This is a genomic window from Pacificimonas flava, from assembly GCF_000342165.1.
In the GTDB taxonomy this organism is placed as follows: domain Bacteria; phylum Pseudomonadota; class Alphaproteobacteria; order Sphingomonadales; family Sphingomonadaceae; genus Pacificimonas; species Pacificimonas flava.
This window is the reverse complement of record NZ_AMRV01000001.1, coordinates 387,236-405,283: the sequence shown is the minus strand read 5'-3', so window position 1 is coordinate 405,283 and position 18,048 is coordinate 387,236. Positions and strand designations below refer to the sequence as shown.

General features: G+C 59.9%; 14 protein-coding genes and 1 pseudogene. 12 read left to right on the top strand and 3 right to left on the bottom strand.

Going from position 1 to position 18,048, the window contains the following annotated elements; translation table 11 throughout:
- Positions 1–7 precede the first annotated feature (7 nt).
- From C725_RS01835 to C725_RS01810, 6 genes are all read left to right on the top strand, one after another.
- The gene (locus tag C725_RS01835) at positions 8–3,058 is read left to right on the top strand and encodes a TonB-dependent receptor (protein ID WP_008599789.1); all 3,051 of its coding nucleotides are present in this window, start codon (positions 8–10) and stop codon (positions 3,056–3,058) included.
- A 199-nt stretch (positions 3,059–3,257) separates the two neighbouring features.
- On the top strand, positions 3,258–4,397 hold the full coding sequence (locus tag C725_RS01830) for an alginate lyase family protein (RefSeq protein WP_008599787.1): 1,140 nt from the start codon (positions 3,258–3,260) through the stop codon (positions 4,395–4,397).
- Positions 4,394–6,061 carry a right-handed parallel beta-helix repeat-containing protein gene (locus tag C725_RS01825; protein ID WP_051051182.1) on the top strand — a complete coding sequence of 556 codons (1,668 nt, stop codon included), beginning with the start codon at positions 4,394–4,396 and terminating at the stop codon, positions 6,059–6,061. Before C725_RS01830 ends, C725_RS01825 begins: the two co-directional genes overlap by 4 nt.
- Before the next feature lie 33 nt (positions 6,062–6,094).
- Complete coding sequence (gene kduI, locus C725_RS01820) at positions 6,095–6,934, top strand: 5-dehydro-4-deoxy-D-glucuronate isomerase (RefSeq protein ID WP_008599785.1); 840 nt, start codon at positions 6,095–6,097, stop codon at positions 6,932–6,934.
- A gap of 5 nt (positions 6,935–6,939) precedes the next feature.
- Complete coding sequence (gene kduD / locus C725_RS01815) at positions 6,940–7,701, top strand: 2-dehydro-3-deoxy-D-gluconate 5-dehydrogenase KduD (RefSeq protein ID WP_008599783.1); 762 nt, start codon at positions 6,940–6,942, stop codon at positions 7,699–7,701.
- On the top strand, positions 7,698–8,732 hold the full coding sequence (locus C725_RS01810) for a sugar kinase (RefSeq protein WP_051051181.1): 1,035 nt from the start codon (positions 7,698–7,700) through the stop codon (positions 8,730–8,732). Before kduD ends, C725_RS01810 begins: the two co-directional genes overlap by 4 nt.
- A 3-nt stretch (positions 8,733–8,735) precedes the next feature.
- Here the strand turns inward: C725_RS01810 and C725_RS01805 are convergent, their stop codons facing one another.
- Positions 8,736–9,812, bottom strand: coding sequence for a LacI family DNA-binding transcriptional regulator (locus C725_RS01805; RefSeq protein WP_051051180.1), 1,077 nt, complete (start codon positions 9,810–9,812; stop codon positions 8,736–8,738).
- Between the two features lie 135 nt (positions 9,813–9,947).
- Here C725_RS01805 and C725_RS01800 point away from each other — a divergent pair, with 135 nt between their 5' ends.
- The 3 genes and pseudogenes from C725_RS01800 to acs all read left to right on the top strand — a co-directional run bounded on the left by C725_RS01800 (position 9,948) and on the right by acs (position 13,606).
- A complete protein-coding gene (locus C725_RS01800) occupies positions 9,948–10,739 on the top strand; it encodes a 2-keto-4-pentenoate hydratase (protein ID WP_008599780.1) in 792 nt (263 codons plus the stop codon).
- Positions 10,740–11,015: 276 nt separating this feature from the next.
- Positions 11,016–11,243: pseudogene (locus tag C725_RS16605) on the top strand (IS630 family transposase); the annotation flags it as partial.
- Positions 11,244–11,668: 425 nt separating this feature from the next.
- Positions 11,669–13,606 (top strand): acetate--CoA ligase, encoded by a 1,938-nt coding sequence (gene acs, locus C725_RS01790; protein ID WP_008599777.1) that lies wholly within the window; start codon positions 11,669–11,671, stop codon positions 13,604–13,606.
- A 43-nt stretch (positions 13,607–13,649) separates the two neighbouring features.
- On the opposite strand, the gene C725_RS15135 is transcribed toward acs, so the two are convergent.
- Both C725_RS15135 and C725_RS15130 read right to left on the bottom strand, forming a co-directional pair.
- Positions 13,650–14,120, bottom strand: coding sequence for an EF-hand domain-containing protein (locus tag C725_RS15135; protein ID WP_051051179.1), 471 nt, complete (start codon positions 14,118–14,120; stop codon positions 13,650–13,652).
- Positions 14,117–14,701, bottom strand: a complete 585-nt coding sequence (locus C725_RS15130; RefSeq protein WP_008599775.1) for a hypothetical protein — start codon at positions 14,699–14,701, stop codon at positions 14,117–14,119. The genes C725_RS15135 and C725_RS15130 overlap by 4 nt, the downstream gene beginning before the upstream one ends.
- 261 nt (positions 14,702–14,962) lie before the next feature.
- Here C725_RS15130 and C725_RS01775 point away from each other — a divergent pair, with 261 nt between their 5' ends.
- From C725_RS01775 to C725_RS15125, 3 genes are read left to right on the top strand one after another with little or no spacing between them, the layout of a single operon-like run.
- Positions 14,963–16,798: a TadE/TadG family type IV pilus assembly protein gene (locus C725_RS01775; protein WP_038281019.1), complete on the top strand. Its 1,836-nt coding sequence runs from the start codon at positions 14,963–14,965 to the stop codon at positions 16,796–16,798.
- Between the two features lie 8 nt (positions 16,799–16,806).
- Complete coding sequence (locus tag C725_RS01770) at positions 16,807–17,388, top strand: TadE/TadG family type IV pilus assembly protein (RefSeq protein ID WP_008599772.1); 582 nt, start codon at positions 16,807–16,809, stop codon at positions 17,386–17,388.
- Complete coding sequence (locus C725_RS15125; protein ID WP_160165703.1) at positions 17,385–18,029, top strand: TadE/TadG family type IV pilus assembly protein; 645 nt, start codon at positions 17,385–17,387, stop codon at positions 18,027–18,029. Before C725_RS01770 ends, C725_RS15125 begins: the two co-directional genes overlap by 4 nt.
- The last annotated feature ends 19 nt before the right edge of the window (positions 18,030–18,048 follow it).

Below are 18,048 nucleotides of genomic sequence, written 5' to 3'. Positions count from 1 at the left end.
GGGGAGAATGATGACCGACCGCAGACATAGAATGCTTCTGTTCCGCAAGTGCGCAGCTCGTGGTCTTTTGCTTTCAAGCACAGCGGCCTTTGTCATCGCTTGCCCATTGGCTGCGCAAGAGAATGCGCCACAGGAGCGCATCCCCGATCGCCAGGTCGAAAGCGCATCTCAAGAGAGTTCAGGACCTGAGGATGACGGACGCTTCGGTGTACCGGCCCCTCTAGCTGATGATAGCGAACCGGTTATCGTGGTGACTGGCATCCGCGAAACGCAGCGCAATTCGATCGAGACGAAGCGCAGCGCCGATGTGATTGTCGATGCGATTATCAGCGATGAGATCGGCGAGACGCCCGATCAATCTGTCGGCGAGACGCTTGAGCGTATCGTCGGTGTCACGGCAGACCGCTTCAAGGGAAGCGCCTCTGAAATCTCAATTCGTGGACTTGGGCCTTTCCTCGGCTTTTCTACTCTGAATGGTCGAGAAGTGACCAATGGGTCCGGCGACAGGGCAGTCTCGTTCCAACAGTTTCCGTCGGAAATCGTCAACGGCGTACTTGTCTACAAATCTCAGAATGCTTCGCTCGTCGAGGGCGGCACGTCGGGCGTTATCGATCTGCGAACCCTCCGGCCACTGGACGCGGGTCGCCGCCGGCTACGGATCGACGCTCGCGGCGTTTATGAGGCGCTTGACGACAATATCGACGGACGGAATGGCTTAGGTTACCGTGTGTCGGGCTCGTATGTCGATCAGTTCCAGGTCGGCGATGGAGAGCTCGGCATATCAGTCGGTTATGCACGCGCTGACGAGTCCGCACCGGAAGACTTTTATACCGAAAGTTCAAGCGTCCGGCCGTGCAACACGATTGGCGGAGGAAACTGCTCGTTCGAAGAGGGCTCGGATAGCCCAACCTATTTCGTACCGAACAGCTTTCTTTTCCGGCAGTCCAACAATGATCAGAATCGCGATGCCGTCATCGGCACAATTCAGTACAAGCCCCGCCCCGAACTCGATATCAACATCGATGGTCAATATTCCACGCGTTTCTTCGAAGAGGATCGCTCTGACCTTGTCATTGCGGAAGGGCGCCGAGGTATCACGCCGGAACCCGACGGGATTCTCGACAACGGGGTGCTGATTGATCATAGCGCTGACAGCCGCATCGAATCGCAGACCCGTATCCGCCGCCGCGACGAAGAATATTATGGCGGTGGATTGTCGACGGAATGGAGCGATGATTTTGGCCGCGTTGGACTCGACTTGTCCTATTCAGAGACGAAGCGGACTGAATTGGATCGCTCAGCGCGGCTGCGCACCTCTTCAACACTGATTGACGGCACAGACAGCGGTTTCGGTAACGGCCGTATTCCATATCAACTCGACAAGACCTCTGGTTTTCCGGTTGTGACGTTCGACCCCGAATTCGATGTCACCGATCCCGATTTCTTCAATGATGCCGGCTATGCGCGCCGTGATTTCACAGACCGCAACGACAAGATCTACGCGGCTCGTCTGGATGGTGAGGCTTATGTCGAGGACAGTTTCATCACGTCCATTCAAGGCGGAGTCCGCTATTCGGATCACCGCCGCGTTGCCGATCAGGATATCCAGTTACGCAGCGATTCACTGAATAACGGCTTTTTCCTGGGTACGGCAGACGAGGCCGGAAACTATACCGGCGATTTCACCGGCAGCGGCGCCCCGGACCCGATCAGTCCCGCTCAGCATATCGCTGCGAGCCAGTCCTGCCGGATGCCGTTTCGCCAGAACAACTATTTCAGTACGACGCCAAGCAATCTTTCGAACTGGGCGCAGTTCGATGCCACCTGCCTGTTCAATGCATTTTCGGGGAATGCCGTTTTTCGCCGGAATCCAGACGGCTCGGTCAGTCTGGTAGATGGATTCGACGCCAATGCGGATCCCGGGTCTTCACCTGATCCCCGCAGCACCAGCGACATCGACGTGACAGAGAAGATCATGGCGGCTTATGCGATGGCGAATTTCGAGACGGGGGACGGGCGGTTCGGCGGAAATATCGGCGTCAGATTGGTCGACACAACGGTCGAGTCGGTCGGGTTCCGGACGCAGTTCCTGTCGGGCGTCAGCGAGGATGGTAATGTCACGCTGACATCGACTGGCGAGTATGATTTGGTTCGTCGCAGCAACCGCTTCTTGAACATCCTGCCGAGCCTCAATGTCAAATTCCTGGCAACACCCGATATTCTAGTCCGCGGCGCCGTCTACAAAGCCATATCCCGTCCCAATATCGAAGACATGGGAGCAGGACGGGATATCTCGACAGACGATACGGGCAACCTAACCATTGCCGACGCGATCGCTGGGGTCTCGGGCGGGAATCCGCAACTTGAGCCTCTAGAAAGCTGGAACGCCGATCTGTCGTTCGAATGGTATCCGAAAGAGGGTGACCTGGTCAGCTTCGCGCCATTCTACAAGCAGTTGAAGGCAGGCATCGTTTCGGCGGACTTCAATGCTACGCAGGAAAGCTTCATTATCGACGGCCAACCGGTCACCGTGCCGGTGGCGCAGCAGGCAAATAGCGACGAGTCAAGTGACCTTTGGGGGTTCGAAGCATCGGTCAGCCATGCCATGACCTACCTCCCGGGCCTGCTGAGCGGGTTGGGGTTTGTGGGGGGGTACACTTATGCTGACACGAACTTCGAATATGCGGATCCCAGTGCTGTCGATGCCGATTTTCCGCTACGTCTCTTTACCAGCCCGGCCCAAATAATCGGCCTTTCTCGCCATACGTTCACGGCGACCGGATATTACGACAAGGGACCGGTGCAGCTGCGGCTGATATATAAGTACCGGTCGCGATATCTTAAACCCTTCGAATTAAACGCGAACCGCTTTGCTGAAGATGGCCAGTCGCTAGACGCGAGTGCGTCTTTCGATCTCACCGACAATCTACAGCTGCGCTTCCAGGCTCTGAATCTCACAAATCATCCGCAAATCCTCGAACGTCCCGCGACCGGTGCCATCAGTGAGGTCAGTGTCTACGGACGGCGCTACTATGCGGGTGTGACGGCTCGGTTCTGACTTGACCATGTCATCAACACGTTCGCCAAATCGGAGTTTCAGACTAGCTGTTTTCAGCCTTCCATTCGCGCTGTCCGCTGCGCTTGCCGCGCAAGCCGGCGCGCGCGATGAGACAGTGTCGGCGGCGCCCACATGCGAGGGATCGAATGGCTATGCTTCGGCCATGGGTGGAGCACGCACGTTCCTGTGGACGCCCGGAATGCTGAGCGCCGCCAAGAGAAACATCGCGGCTGATCGCATTGCTCTTGCGAGGCTGAAACGGGCTGCCGATGCGGCACTAAACCGGGGACCCTACTCAGTCACCGACAAGACAAAACTTCCGGCCAGCGGCGACCGTCACGACTATCATTCCCTTGGCCCTTATTGGTGGCCAACGCCGGGAAAGCGGAACGGGGAACCCTATGCGCGCCGCGATGGACACATAAATCCGGAACGCGGCGGACCCGAATTCGATCTCCACCGCCTGCAGAACTTCAGTGATGACGTCACGCTGCTGTCGCTTGCTTACTATCACAGTGGCGAGCAGGTTTATGCCGAGCACGCCGCGGCATTGGTGCGCACGTGGTTTGTCGATCCGGCCACTCGGATGAATCCAAACCTCACCCATGCACAGGCCATTCCCGGCCGCTACATCGGGCGTCCGTTCGGCATCATCGACGCCTCCCGGCTGGTGCCGGTGGTGGAAAGTATCGGATTGCTCGGCCCATCCGGCGCGCTGGGAAAAGAGGACCAGGCTGCGCTTGAAGGCTGGTTCGGCGATTTCGTCGAGTGGATGGCGACGAGCCCCAACGGACGTCTGGAACGTGCGACCAAGAACAATCACGGCATCTATTTCGACATGCTGATCAGCCATTTTGCCTTGTTCGCGCGTCTCGACCGGGTGACTAAAACCGTGACGGAAATGTTTGGCGAAGCGCGAATCGATACCCAGTTCGCCGCTGATGGCACATTGCCCGAAGAATTGAAGCGCACACGCAGTTGGCACTACACGCTTTGGACGCTTCACGCCGCCGAGCGCGTGGCGCAGCTCGGCCGGTGCGCTGGGCAGGATGTGGCATCATATCGCAATACCGTCGGCGCCGGGCTTGAAACTGCGCTCAAGATGGCAGCGATGGTGGTCGATCCCGCCAAAAGCTGGCCATATCAAGACATCGCTTTCGATGATCCGGAAAAAATGCAGTCGGAAGACATACTCGCCGTCGAGACTTTCCGCACAGCTGCCTGGTATCTGGGTGACCCCTCCTATGAAGCCGCCGCGAACCGCTATGCCGATAGCGCTGCCGCATCGAATATTCGCTATTATCTCGGCCCCTATCCAGTCGAGCCGGAGGTCGAATGACCAGAACCCTCGTCTTCTTCATGATGCTTGTCTGCGCGGTGCCCAGCCTAGCCCAAACCCGTGCGTCCTCGCTGCCGGCTATCCTGCGGGATTCGTCGGTAGCGTCCGAAATTCCGCTCCCGGATTATTCCTACGCTGGCTATGGTTTTGGAGTGGAGGCCATCCCAGACGCGCCTTCAACAGTGATCGCGATAACCGATTACGGCGCGATCCCCGATGACGGGCTAGACGATAGTAAGGCGGTGCAAAGAGCACTGGAAGCCGCCCGCGCCGTCGCCGGCCCCGTTACGGTTCGCTTTCCAGTCGGTCGCACGCAGGTCACTGAAGTGCTGCGCATCGACCGGGGCAATATCGTGCTCGACGGCGCAGGGCCGCAGGCTGGTGGTAGCGAGCTGTGGTTTCCACGCCCGCTCGAGCTGGTCGACACGTCGGACCAGTACGACGAGCTACGTGACTATCTTGTGCGAGAGAACAAACGCCAGGTCGAGCCCGAGAACAATATCAATTATCTGTTCAGCGAATGGAGCTGGAGCGGCGGGTTCATTTTCACCGGTCCGGCCGGCACGCGTCCCGTCAGCTATGACGGCGACAACGACGTGCGCGATCCAGTGCTGGCGAACGCCGTATCCGGTACGCAATTCAAGCGCACCATCACTGTCGACGGCGCCAGCAAACTGAGGATCGGACAGGTCGTTCAGTTGCAGTGGTTTCCGATAGATGGCGAAGACAGCCAGATCATCCGCTCGCTTTATGGCAACACCGACCTGCCGATCGGGTCGCATCATTGGACTTTTCGTAACCGACCGGCGGTAACGCAGGCCACCCGCGTGACGGCGATCGACGGCCGTAAGTTGACGCTCGGCGATCCGCTACTCCACGACGTGGGCGCCGACCAGCCGGCGGTGATCGCCGACTGGGAACATCTGGAGAATGTTGGCATCCAGAATCTGGCGCTCCGCTTTCCCGAAGGCGCGGCTTTCGGCCATCATCTGGAGCAGGGTTTTAACGGCATCTACATGACGGGCGTGTTCGGCGGGTGGATACGTAATCTGGTGATCGATAACGCCGACAGTGGCATATTGACCGACAATGCCGCTAGCTTGACCATCCGCAATATCACCACCACTGGCGAGCGCTCCGCTCATTACGCCGTGCATGTCGGCGCGGTGCACAATGTTCTGGTACAGCATCTGCGGGTTGAAAACCCAGTCGTGCACCCACTGACCGTTAACACCCGCTCGACCCGATCGGTTTTCAACCATGCCGAAGTTCTTCGTCGGGCGATCCTCGACCAGCACAGCGGGTCCAACCACCAGAACCTGTTCGACGATGTTGTCATGCATGTCAGGCCCGAATGGGATGACGACGCCTGGACCTATCGCCTGTGGGAGGGGGGCGGCGCGGGATACTGGAAGCCCGGCCACGGCCTCTACAATACCACCTGGAACGTGAAGCTGGTGCCGGAGGCAGGGCCCGGCGAGGACGAAATGCTGCAAGTGGTTAGCGGGCTCGAAGGCCCCGGCGCGCGGATTGTTGGCATCTCTGCCGAAGGGCGCCCGGTCAAGGTTTCCTATGACCCCGCCGCCTATCTCGAGGACATTGGGACCGTGCCCTCGGTCCCCTCACTTTACGATTATCAACTCGCAAGGCGCACCGCGCGCTGAGCTTCTCTTTCCCATCAAACACAAGGAATTTCCATGTTCGACAAAACCTACCACGCTACTCACCCCGACATGATGGACTGCGTCGACAATGAGGATTTGGCTGATCGCTACCGCGTTTCCGACATGTTCGCAGCGGGTGAAATCCACCTGAATTATTCGCACAACGAACGCTTCGTAATCGGCGGCGCTGTGCCCGATGGCGGCGCGCTGAAACTGCCCGACCAGACCGAGCCGGAGAGCGCAAAGGGTCATCCCTTCCTCGAAAGGCGCGAGATGGCGGCGGTCAATATCGGCACGGGCGAAGGGGCGATTACCGTCGATGGCGAGCGGTTCGTGATCAAGAACAAAGAGTGCCTCTACATCCCCATGGGGTCGAAGGAGGTGCAGTTCGAGGGTGACGGCGCGCGTTACTATCTCGCCTCGCTGCCTGCGCACAAGGCCTGCCCCGTCAAGCATATCTCGCTCGATCAGGCCAATCCACTCGAGCGCGGCGATCTTGCCAACTCCAACCAGCGCACAATCTACCAGCTGGTGATCCCGGGCGTGTGCGAAAGTGCGCAGTTGCTGCTCGGCCTGACCGTGCTGGAGGAAGGCAGCGTATGGAACACCATGCCGCCGCACCTGCACGACCGCCGCAGCGAGATCTATCTCTATTTCGACCTGCCAGAGGCCGATGATCGTGTGTTCCATTATATGGGCGAGCCGGACAATATGCGGCATATCGTACTCGCCAACGAAGAAGCGGTGATCAGTCCGCCCTGGTCGATCCACATGGGGTCGGGGACCAAGAAATATGCGTTTATCTGGGCTATGGGCGGCGAGAATCTGGATTACACCGACATGCACGTCCTCGACATCTGCCAGCTGAAGTAACGCTTATGTGGGATCTTTCGGGAAAGGCCGCACTGGTCACAGGCGCCAATACCGGCATCGGCCAGGGCATCGCGCTGGCTCTGGCCGATGCAGGGGCGGACATTGCCGCAGTCGGACGCTCGGCGGCGACTGAGACGGTGCAGCAGGTCCGCGCGATGGGGCGAAAGGCCGAGATGGTGATGGCCGACCTGTCGTCGATCGAGCCGGTTCAGCGCGTGGTGGACGAGACGGTGGACAAGCTGGGCGGTGTGGACATTCTGGTCAATAATGCCGGGATCATCCGGCGTAACGACGCGATCGACTTTACCGAGGCGGACTGGGACGTTGTCCTCGACACCAATCTCAAGAGCCTGTTCTTTCTGTGTCAGGCCGCTGGCCGGAAGATGATCGCGACGCATCGCGCCGATGGCCGGATTGGCAAAATCATCAATATCGCTTCGATGCTGACCTTTCAGGGCGGCATCCGTGTGCCCAGCTATACGGCGTCGAAATCGGGGGTTGGCGGTCTAACCAAGCTCCTTGCCAATGAGTGGGCGCTGAAGGGCGTGTGCGTGAACGCGATCGCACCGGGGTACATCGCCACCAACAATACGGTTGCGCTGCAGAAGGACGAAATCCGCAATCGGCAGATCCTGGACCGTATCCCTGCCGGGCGGTGGGGGGACCCCGCCGACATCGGCGGCGCGGCCGTTTTCCTTGCCTCCTCTGCGTCGGATTATGTGCAGGGCCACATCCTTGCCGTTGACGGCGGCTGGTTGGCGCGATGAGCAAGGCCAACGGCGGCAGCCGTCGTCGCCGTGTGGCGGCGTTCGGCGAGGTGATCTTGCGCTTGGCATCTCCCGATCGAAGGACGATCGTGCAAGCACAGAGTTTTGGAGTCGAAGTGGGCGGCGCCGAGGCAAACGTGCTTGCCGGACTTTCCGCCCTGGACCATGACGTCGTTCTGATCAGCGCGCTTCCAAGCAATTCGCTGGGGGATCTCGCCGCCGCCGGGCTCCGCGCGCGCAATATTGATCTCAGCCATGTTGCCCGTGCCGAGGGCCGTATGGGGCTGTATTTTCTGGAGCCAGGTCAGGGATGGCGCCCCTCACGCATCACATACGACCGTGCCGGGTCCGCTTTTGCCGAGTTGGATTGGCACAATTTCGACTTCAAGAGTGCCGTGCAGGGAGCGGACATCCTGCATATATCCGGGATCACCCCCGCGCTCGGACGCAAAAGCTTCGATGCTGTAGGTGCTCTTCTCGATGCTGCCGATGCAGTCGGTGTGCCGATCAGCTTTGATTGCAATTATCGCCAGAAACTCTGGAGCACATGGAACGAGAACCCTCGGGCCCTCTTGGAACAGATCATCAGCAAGGCGGAGATACTCTTCGGCAACCACCGCGATATCGCGATGCTGCTGGAAATCGAGATCGCAGGGGAAGGCGTGGAGCGGCGTCGGGCGGCGGCAGAGGTGGCTTTCGATCACTTCCCGCGTCTTCAAATTCTGGCCTCCACCGGCCGGGAAGTGGTGGCCGCCGATCACAATCATCTTGCGGCGCGTATCGATACCCGCACCCGCTGCGCTCAGACGGAGCCGATCGACATTGCGGGTATCGTTGATAGGATCGGTACCGGCGATGCCTTTGCGGCCGGCGTTCTGCACAGCCATCTAGAGGGTGACTCGTCCGAGACGATGGCATCGACGGGCCTTGCACTCGCAGCCCTCAAGCATAGCTTGCCGGGGGATATGTCGACGTTCGATCGCCAGCAGCTGGATCACTTTTGTTCGGGCGGCCGCGACATTTTGCGCTGACGCTCAGTCGCTCGGCGAGCCCATCGAGGCCCTATCTATGAAAGTCGAGGCGAGGCGCGTAGGCAGAGGCCCGGCCCCCTCGTCAAAATCCGGCAGATAGCGTGCAACCAGCTTGCGCGCGGCAACACGGCCCATTTCAACGATCGGCCAGCGCACTGTGCTGAGCGGCGGCCAGAGATGAGATGCCGTGGGGGAATCATCAAATCCCACGATCGACAGCTTACTCGGCACATCAATGCCAAGGTGTTTTGCCGCGTGCATGACGCCCGCAGCCATTTCGTCATTACTGGCAAGGATGGCTGTCGGCCGGGGCGCCGCTTTCAGAATCTGTTCGCCTGCGACCAGTCCTGAACTGAACCGGTAATTGCCCTGCGCTATCCACTCCTCATTAAGCGCAATGCCAGCCTGCGCCATGGTGTCGCGAAAACCGTCTTCGCGCTCCTGTGCAGATCGAAAGCCTGAAGGTCCCCGCACGAAGCCGATGCGCCTGTGGCCCCGTTCAATCAGAGCCTGACAAGCTTCCGAGACGACTTCACGGTCGTTAGAAGCTACGCAATGCGCCTCATCGTCCAGCATTGCCGAACCGATGCGCACATACTCCACTCCGGCATTGCGGCAGAGGTCCGCAAGGTCGCCGCGTTCAGAGATTGGCGGCAAAAGGAGTACGCCGAGTGGTCGCTGCTTTTCTAAGAACGTACGCACGTCCGCCAGCATATCCGCCGAATCTCGATCCACCGGGCGGACGACGAGAGCCAAATCGCTGTCCCGGATCGTCTGCAGGACGCCGGTCTGGAAATTCAATACAGTCTGCGCATTGGGATTGTCGTGCAATAGTACGATAAGAAAATTACGCCGCAGCGCCAGAGCGCGCGCCTGGGGGTTGGGAACGAAACCGATTTTGCGAATTGCGGTTTCGACTTTGTCGCGCGTAGCATCACTGAGAAGCGGCGATCGGTTGATCACCCGACTTACGGTCTTTTTCGACACGCCTGCCAAGGCTGCCACGTCATTGATGGTCGGGTTGGCGCTTTTGCACGCCGCTGACTTGCTCACGAGATTGGACTTACCCTTTGCTTGCATGGATCACCCTATGCTCTTTTCCTGTCAGCGAGCAATCGCGATTGCCCAATATGACTTGCAACAACGCACGCTTGCCCTGCAACGCTCTTTCTGACACCGGTGTCTGGCACATTGGGTGGAAGACAGGAGACGAGAATGGAAAGCGCGAACAGCATCGCCCGGGATTTCGTTGAGGCAAGGCGGGCGAATGCCGTGCTCGAACAATATCCTGGACCGATGCCGACCACGCTTCTGGATGGCTATAGGATCCAAGATATCGCGATGGATCTCGATGGCCGGACGGTACGCGGATGGAAGGTGGGCAGAGTTCCCGTCGGACTCGTTGGAAAATACGGCGCTGAGCGCCTCGCAGGTCCCATTTTCGAGGGTGCGATCCGGAAATCGGAAGTTGGGGAGATTCCGAAAATGCCAGTATTAGACGGGTTCGCGGCTGTCGAAGCAGAAATCATGTTGCGTATAGGGAACGTGGCCGGCGGCATCTTTACGATGGAGGATGCAATGGCCGCGGTCGACTGCGCGCGTTTTGGTGTTGAGATCGCAAGCTCACCCTATCCCGGGATCAACGAACATGGGCCGGCCGTCACCGTGTCTGACTTCGGGAACAATTTCGGTCTGTTACTCGGTCCTGAAATTGCGGATTGGTCGGCTCCCGGCGCGCTTGACGGCCGGGTCACGCTCGGACTTGATGGGGAGCAAATCGGCGCTGGCAATGCTGCCGACATGCTGGATGGGCCATTCGGTTCCGTGCGCTTCTTGTCTCTCCTTCTGGCGAGCCGAGGCCGAACACTGCGGCAAGGGGACTGGATTTCAACTGGTGCACTCACCGGTGTTCATCGCGTTCATGCCGGCCAAACCGTTCGCGCTCAGTTTAAGGATAAGTCTTATGTAAGTTGCAAACTTGTCGAGAACGGAAAAAATGGAAACTAATTCGGCGACGGTTGCCAGAACTGACCTGACCCCGTTGCCGGTGACCTCAGGCCGCTCAATAGTGCAAAGGGGGTGGGGGGCGTGCAGCCGTCGGGAACGTGCCACCGCACATGCTCGCGGGCTATTCCCGGGCGGTGTTCAGTCCAAATTGCTCCGGCGTAAAGCTTGAAGCGGTTTCCGCCCGATGTGACCATAAGGGATTCCCAAGCGCGGTGTGATCTGATTCACGCTACCGGCCGGGAAGGAGGCCGGCACGCGATGGGTTAGCCCTTGTCGATGGATTTGCGCCGCCGGGTTCTGACGGCGGTGAATGCTGAAGCAAGCTGCCGGGCGGCGCCGTGGTTCGGGGTCGCGCCGGCGACAGCAATCCGGTGGCACGCGCAGCGCCGCGAAACCGGGAGCTTCGCGCCCAATCCGCAGGGCGGGGACACGTGTTCACGTCGGATCGAAGAACACCGCTATACGGTGCTGGGTATCTGGGAACAGGCGAAGGGCATCGGCGTAATCTGCATGCCGTCCGCCTCTGCTGCTAGGAATAGGATCGCGGCCTCTTCGCCTTCAGTTTTTGAATGGGGGGAAAAATTCATCTGCAATTGCCTTGAGCCCGTCCGAGGCTAACAATCCGTTTGAGAATGTGTCAGACGCTGGCGCTTCGGCTATATTTGCAGCAAACGCAGGCCGTATAGCGCGCTCCGTCGTCTGTCTTTTTGAAGATCCTGAAGCCAATGGGAATGTTGGCAAGGGCGGGCCATTAACGCACCTTTTTCGCAGTTCCCATCGCGTCGATAATATATATTATGTAAAATAATGATTGAAAGACGCAATCCTTATAGAGCTGCCGATGCTCGCTTCTTCATCCCGTTGCCTCCGAAAAGCCCTTGTTTCGCGGCATGCGAGCGGCATGATGGGCGAAAATATGGGAGACGATGATGAGCGACGATGTCGTGGCCGTGCCGGAGGCTGCGCGGCGGGCAAGCAATTGTTCAGATGCCGACTATCAGGCGCTATATGACCGGTCGCTCAACGACAGCGAAGCGTTCTGGCTGGAACAGGCCCGCCGTATCGAGTGGATCAAGGCGCCGACGGTCGCCGGCAATTGGTCGTTCGATGATCGCGTCGATATCAAGTGGTTCGAAGACGGGCAGCTGAACGCCTGCTGGAACTGCGTTGACCGGCACGCGATCACGACGCCGGATCGCCTAGCCCTGATCTTCGAGCCGGACGAGCCGGACGCCGAGACGCGGCAGATTACCTATGCCCAGATGCGGGCCGACATCGCCCGGTTCGGCAACGCACTTCTCGCAATGGGCGTCGAGCGAGGCGACCGGGTTACGATCTATATGCCGATGGTGCCCGAGGCTATCTACGCCATGCTTGCCTGCGCGCGGATCGGTGCGGTTCACAGCGTCGTGTTTGGCGGCTTCTCGCCGGAGGCGCTGCGTGGACGTATCGAGGATTGTGACAGCCGCTTCGTCATCACGGCGGACGCCGGACGCCGTGGCGGTCGTGACATCCCGCTGAAGGCCAATGTCGACGCCGCGCTTGATGGAGGCGCGCCCGTTTCCGGGGTGATGACGGTACGAGTGACGGGCGCGGACGTGGCGATGACGGAGGGACGCGACCGCTGGTATCATGAGGCGGTCGCCGCCGTCGACGACGATTGCCCCTGCGTTCCCATGAACGCGGAGGATCCGCTGTTCATTCTCTACACGTCCGGCTCTACCGGGAAACCGAAGGGCGTGCTGCATACGACCGGCGGCTATATGGTGTGGACCGCCCTCACCTTCGCATATGCTTTTGATCATAAAGAGGATGATATCTTCTTTTGTACCGCCGACGTCGGCTGGATCACTGGTCATAGCTATGTGGCCTATGGTCCCCTCGCCTGCGGAGCGACGCAGTTGATCTTTGAGGGGGTACCGAATTATCCCGATGAAAGCCGGTTCTGGGCCATTACGGAGAAGCACAAGGTTTCGATCCTCTACACCGCGCCGACCGCCATCCGCGCGCTGATGCGCGAAGGCCCTGAGCCGGTGAAAAAGCACGACCGTTCGTCCCTCAGGATCCTCGGAACGGTTGGAGAGCCGATCAATCCCGAAGCGTGGCGGTGGTACCGCAATACGGTGGGCAATTCCCGCGTGCCGGTGGTCGATACCTGGTGGCAGACCGAAACGGGCGGGATCATGCTGACCACCCTGCCCGGCGCGCACGACATGAAACCCGGCTGGGCGGGGTTGCCCATGTTCGGTGTACGCCCGCTTCTGGTGGACAATGATGGGCAGCGCATCGAGGGGACCGCCGAGGGGAACCTCTGCATCTCCAGAAGCTGGCCCGGACAGGCACGCACGGTCTACGGCGATCATGCACGGTTCCGGCAAACCTATTTCTCGACCTATGAGGGGCTTTATTTCACCGGTGACGGGGCGCGGCGGGACGAGAATGGATATTATCGCATCACCGGCCGTGTCGACGACGTCATCAACGTCTCCGGCCACCGCATGGGCACGGCGGAAATCGAAAGCGCCCTCGTTCTGCATGATCAGGTCGCGGAAGCGGCAGTTGTGGGTTTCCCGCACGAGGTGAAGGGCCAAGGCATCTACTGCTATGTGACGACGAATGCCGGTGTCGACATGACTGCCGACTTGGAGGCCGAACTGCGCCAGCACGTCCGCAAGGAGATCGGCCCGGTCGCGACCCCCGATCATATTCACCTGACGCCGGCCCTGCCGAAAACGCGTTCGGGAAAGATCATGCGCCGGATCCTGCGAAAGATTGCAGAAGGAGACACGAAGAGCCTGGGCGACACCTCGACACTCGCCGATCCAGGCGTCGTGGCTTCGCTGATCGAGAACCGGCGACCGGCGTAGAGAGGATACGAGAAGAGCGTCGAGGCGCGCGTCCGCACCCCGGCTAGCAATCCGGTTCCGGGGCATCCTTTCGGGTTGCGGTCGACTTGAACTCGTCCGGCGTCAGCGTTCCGGACGCATTGCAGTCGGATGCAGCAAAGCGTTCGCGCTGCTCCACGGAGTATTCCTCGAAATCGATGATGCCATCGCCGTTCGTGTCCATGCGCGCAAAACTCTTTCGCCGGGGATCGAGATACTCCTCCCGCGAAACGAGCCGATCGTCATTGTCGTCGTTTCGCTCGAAGCGCTTGCGCTCCCGCTCTGCCGGATCTGGCGGCGGCGCCGAGGGCGCCTTTAGCGGCGGGGGCGCGGTCTGCGTACTCGCTGCTGTTTCCAGAGCGATGCCCGCAGTCTCCGGGCAGGGCGGCGGCGCCGATGCGGGCCGACACGTCGGTGTACGCATCCATCCGATCACCGCGATCGCGGAAAGGATGACGATCAAGCCAGCCAGCGCGGACTTGCGCACAGCACTCATCCAAGCATCCCTGCGCGGAGGGTCATGCGCCCGGTCAGATTGTGCGCGAGCATCGCGACGTGGCGGCGCGTGGGTAAACGATCGCGAACGGGCGCAGCGGCAAGAACCGCGCTGAACGGGCGAACGGCCTTCGGCACGGTTACACGCTGGGCATCCGACGTTTTGTCGGGGATCCAATCTGGTGATACACCGCAAATATGGCTGCCCGCGATCAGAAGGGCGCGGACGGCCGGAATGTCGTCACCATGTTCAATCCGGTCCATGTGCGCTTCGGCGAGACCAGCGAGGAGAGGATAGGTGCCGGTCGGCAGATCGGATTGAATGCGCTCCAGCAGCGGCTCCCCGGCATGGCGGCCCTTGCCGAGTTCCGCGAGCGTATCGCGCCACCAGGCAAGCTTGATGAGCGGAATATGCGCTTCCTCCGCGTGCGGCAGGATGGTCGCCAGGCGATCCTCAAGTTCCCAGACCAGCGCGAGTCTGGGGCGCTGGCCGGGCGGCGCCATCAAGGATGCGAAATAGGCGTCCTGCCGCCGCGCGGACGGCGGTTCGGCCCCGATGCCCAGGTCGACATGTCCGTTCATTTCGTCGCCCCCTTCGTCCCTGCTCTTGAAGCCGGCCCCGGCCCCTAACGCGTTCCCTATCGAAAGCGAAGGGAGGCGTGAGGAAACGCGTGCATGCAAGTGGGGCCGCAGGGCGTGAACATGCCCGTTTACCAGTTTTGTAAACCAGCGGCTTTAGGTGTTCGTTAGCTTAACATCGGTACGGTTCCGGCACGCTGCCCTCGCATTGCCCGCATCCCGCGGCTGTGCACGCGGCGACGAGCAACCGGGACGAGAACGATCATGACCAAGCGGAACCTCTGGTTGAAGCGGCTGTATAGCGACGAAAAGGGAATGATCACGCCCCTGATGGCGATGGGCTTCGTCACCTCGATTGCTGCTCTTGGCGGCGGGGTCGACATGACGCGATACTATCTGGCGCAGTCCCAGTTACAGGTCGCCGTCGATGCCGCCGCTCTGGCGGGCGGGCGGACGCTGCGGCTGGACGTGACGAGCGGCGACACGATTACCGAGGGTTCCGCCGCCTACAGGGCCACCGAGGAATATTTCGCGGCCAATTTCCCAGCCGAATATCTGGGTACGCAGCTCAATCCGCTGCAGATCAGCGGCAAGCGGGACGGATCCGATGTGGAGATCAGCGTTCGTGCGAACGGCAAGGTTCCCAGCACCTTCGCGCGGATCATCGGCGTCGATGAAATCGCTATTTCCGCCATCTCCGTGGCGGAGACCAGCGAAAATCTAGACGCCCAGCCGGCCGAAGTCATGCTCGTCCTCGACAATACCGGCTCGATGGAGGGCAGCCGCATCGTGAATTTGAAGAGCGCGGTCGGTGAATTCCTGGAGGTCGTCTACGGCGACGATGAAGTGCAGGACGATATCGCCATCGGCATGCTGCCATACAATACGATGGTGAATGTCGGCTACGCCTTCGAGGACAAGGCCGGCCAATATGGTCGCGACGCCAACATTCAGAAACTGGTGGGGTACACCGAAGGGGCCAGTGATGGCTGGCGCTGGAAGGGCTGCGTGCGCGCGGATCCCACGATCCAGACCGTGAAGGGCGATCCGAACAACCTTTATGGGAGCGACATCGACACGGTCGATGCAGGCGCATGGGATATCGGTCTCGATCTTCCAGGCACGCCGGGCACAAAACGTACCGATAAGATCATGCCCTTCTACTATCCGCCCATTCAGGTGGACTCGTTTCAGGATGTCAACAATACCTTCAAGCTACATACTGACAATGCAGTCGCAAACGAACGACTGCGACGCCCCGAATATCGCTTCTTGAAAGACTATCTGGTCCAGCATTACCATGATAGCGACGAGAAATTCGGTGAGGACAAGAATGGTGACGGCTTTTCCGGTATCCTGGACGGTACCGGCAATATCGACGTGGCCAAGATTAGTTACAAGAACAAAGATAAAGGTCTTGTGCGCTATAGTTCATGGCCGAACCCGAAGAACTACGACTTCCGCCGAAGCGTCTCCAATCGTTCGCTGCAAGGTCCCGCCCCGAACTATCAGTGCCCGTCTCCGGCCAAGCCGATCAGCTATTCCTGGAAGAGGTCCGAACTGACGGACTATGTTCAGAACGAAAATTACGCGCTGAAGCCAGGCACTGGCACCTTCCACACGGTGGCAATGACATGGGGTCTGCGCCTGCTGGAACTCGATGACTTCTTCCCGCGCAACAATCCGACCGACTTCCCGGCGAAGCGTTACATCGTGTTCATGACGGACGGCAATTTCGACTCGCAGGACGATGGACGCACCGATCAATACGGGAAGACGCAGCGTGACACGGCCTTGACGGCCTACGGCACTTGGCGCGAACGCGAACTGGTAAACAGCGAAAGCGAAAGCAGGGTCGTCGATGCCCTGATCCTGCGGTTCGCGAAAACCTGCCAGGTTGCGAAGCAGCAGGGCATCGAGATCTATACGATCGCGTTCGAGATCCCCAACTCCGGTGATGGCAGGAAAACGCGCGAGATGTTTCGGCGCTGCGCCAGCAATCCGGACACGCATTTTTTCGATACTTCGAACGGCAATGACCTGAAGGCGGCTTACAGGTCCATTGCGAGCGATCTGACTGAACTTCACCTTTCGCGCTGATCCGGTCGATGTCGAAAACGCTGAGGCGCTGCGAGGAGGGCTCGACGATCGTCGAGTTCGCCATCGTGGCGCCAGTCCTCCTGATGATGATCGCCGGCGCGGTGGAACTCGGCTACATGGCCATGGTGCGATCCTCCCTGGAGGGCGCAACGATCGCTGCCGCACGCCAGGCTCTGACGGGAGCCTGCCCGGAAGAGCGGGAGGGCCGCATGCGAACCTTCATTACCGAACGTCTGGCAGCCTACCGGACGGCGACCACCGAACCGGAAATTCTGATCCGGAATTACGGCGAACGCATGAGCGACGTGGGAACCATGGAGCCGTTCGAAGACGAAAACGGCAATGGAGAGTTCGACCTCGGCGAGAAATACGATGACGTCAACGCCGACGGGGAGTGGGGCGACCGCGGCACGGTCGGCGATCTCGGCGGGCCGGGGGATGTGGTTTATTACGAAGCCAATCTGGCGATCTCGCCGCTGTTTCCCTTCTTGAAATGGGTTGCGCCGGGCGACCCGTTCCACATGCATTCCGCGACGGTCGTGCGGAACGAGCCGGTGTTCGCGACGCATTGCAATGGCGGGATGGCATGACCCGCCCTTCCCGTCTATCGCGTTTCGCAGGTGATGAGCGGGGCGTCGCATTCCTAGAATTCGCGCTTATGCTGCCGATCTTTCTCGGCTTCATCCTTATGGCGGCAGAGTTAGCCAACTACCTGGTCGCGAAGCAGCGGGCGCAGAAGCTCGCATTCATGACCAGCGACATGCTGGCGCGCTCGACCGTCATGCCCGACGAAAAGCAGGTCGAGGATATCTTCCTGTCGATGGATGTGGCCGCTGAACCCTTTCGCATGCGCGAAGACGGCCGGGTTATTTTGACCGGCATCGTCGGCATGGAGGACGGGTCCACGGGAAAGATGGAGAACAAGCTGGTCTGGCAGCGCTGCGACGGGAACCTGACCTCGTTCCAAAGCCATCTCGGCCGCGAAGACAGTCAGGAAGCGCGTGACCGGGAGGCGGTGGTGTTCCCGCAGAACATTCAGCTGCCGAAGTCGCAGATGATCATCAGCGCCGAGGTGGCGCTGCAATATGAACCGATCACGAGCGACGCCTTCTTCGACAAGATCGGCGTAGACCGGCTGCTGACCGCGCGGTCCTTTTTGCGCACGCGCAGCGCGGCCTTCACGGATATCTCGGTCGCGGACGGCATGTCGCCAATGCTTTGCCACAGCTGATCGGCCGCCGCGGACTGGC

What these genes read in the sequence shown, in the direction of transcription:
- C725_RS01835 (WP_008599789.1), top strand. Translation starts at nt 8, where the DNA reads ATGATGACCGACCGCAGACATAGAATGCTTCTGTTCCGCAAGTGCGCA.
- C725_RS01830 (WP_008599787.1), top strand. Translation starts at nt 3,258, where the DNA reads ATGCTGAGCGCCGCCAAGAGAAACATCGCGGCTGATCGCATTGCTCTT.
- C725_RS01825 (WP_051051182.1), top strand. Translation starts at nt 4,394, where the DNA reads ATGACCAGAACCCTCGTCTTCTTCATGATGCTTGTCTGCGCGGTGCCC.
- kduI (WP_008599785.1), top strand. Translation starts at nt 6,095, where the DNA reads ATGTTCGACAAAACCTACCACGCTACTCACCCCGACATGATGGACTGC.
- kduD (WP_008599783.1), top strand. Translation starts at nt 6,940, where the DNA reads ATGTGGGATCTTTCGGGAAAGGCCGCACTGGTCACAGGCGCCAATACC.
- C725_RS01810 (WP_051051181.1), top strand. Translation starts at nt 7,698, where the DNA reads ATGAGCAAGGCCAACGGCGGCAGCCGTCGTCGCCGTGTGGCGGCGTTC.
- C725_RS01805 (WP_051051180.1), bottom strand. Translation starts at nt 9,812, where the DNA reads ATGCAAGCAAAGGGTAAGTCCAATCTCGTGAGCAAGTCAGCGGCGTGC.
- C725_RS01800 (WP_008599780.1), top strand. Translation starts at nt 9,948, where the DNA reads ATGGAAAGCGCGAACAGCATCGCCCGGGATTTCGTTGAGGCAAGGCGG.
- acs (WP_008599777.1), top strand. Translation starts at nt 11,669, where the DNA reads ATGAGCGACGATGTCGTGGCCGTGCCGGAGGCTGCGCGGCGGGCAAGC.
- C725_RS15135 (WP_051051179.1), bottom strand. Translation starts at nt 14,120, where the DNA reads ATGAGTGCTGTGCGCAAGTCCGCGCTGGCTGGCTTGATCGTCATCCTT.
- C725_RS15130 (WP_008599775.1), bottom strand. Translation starts at nt 14,701, where the DNA reads ATGAACGGACATGTCGACCTGGGCATCGGGGCCGAACCGCCGTCCGCG.
- C725_RS01775 (WP_038281019.1), top strand. Translation starts at nt 14,963, where the DNA reads ATGACCAAGCGGAACCTCTGGTTGAAGCGGCTGTATAGCGACGAAAAG.
- C725_RS01770 (WP_008599772.1), top strand. Translation starts at nt 16,807, where the DNA reads ATGTCGAAAACGCTGAGGCGCTGCGAGGAGGGCTCGACGATCGTCGAG.
- C725_RS15125 (WP_160165703.1), top strand. Translation starts at nt 17,385, where the DNA reads ATGACCCGCCCTTCCCGTCTATCGCGTTTCGCAGGTGATGAGCGGGGC.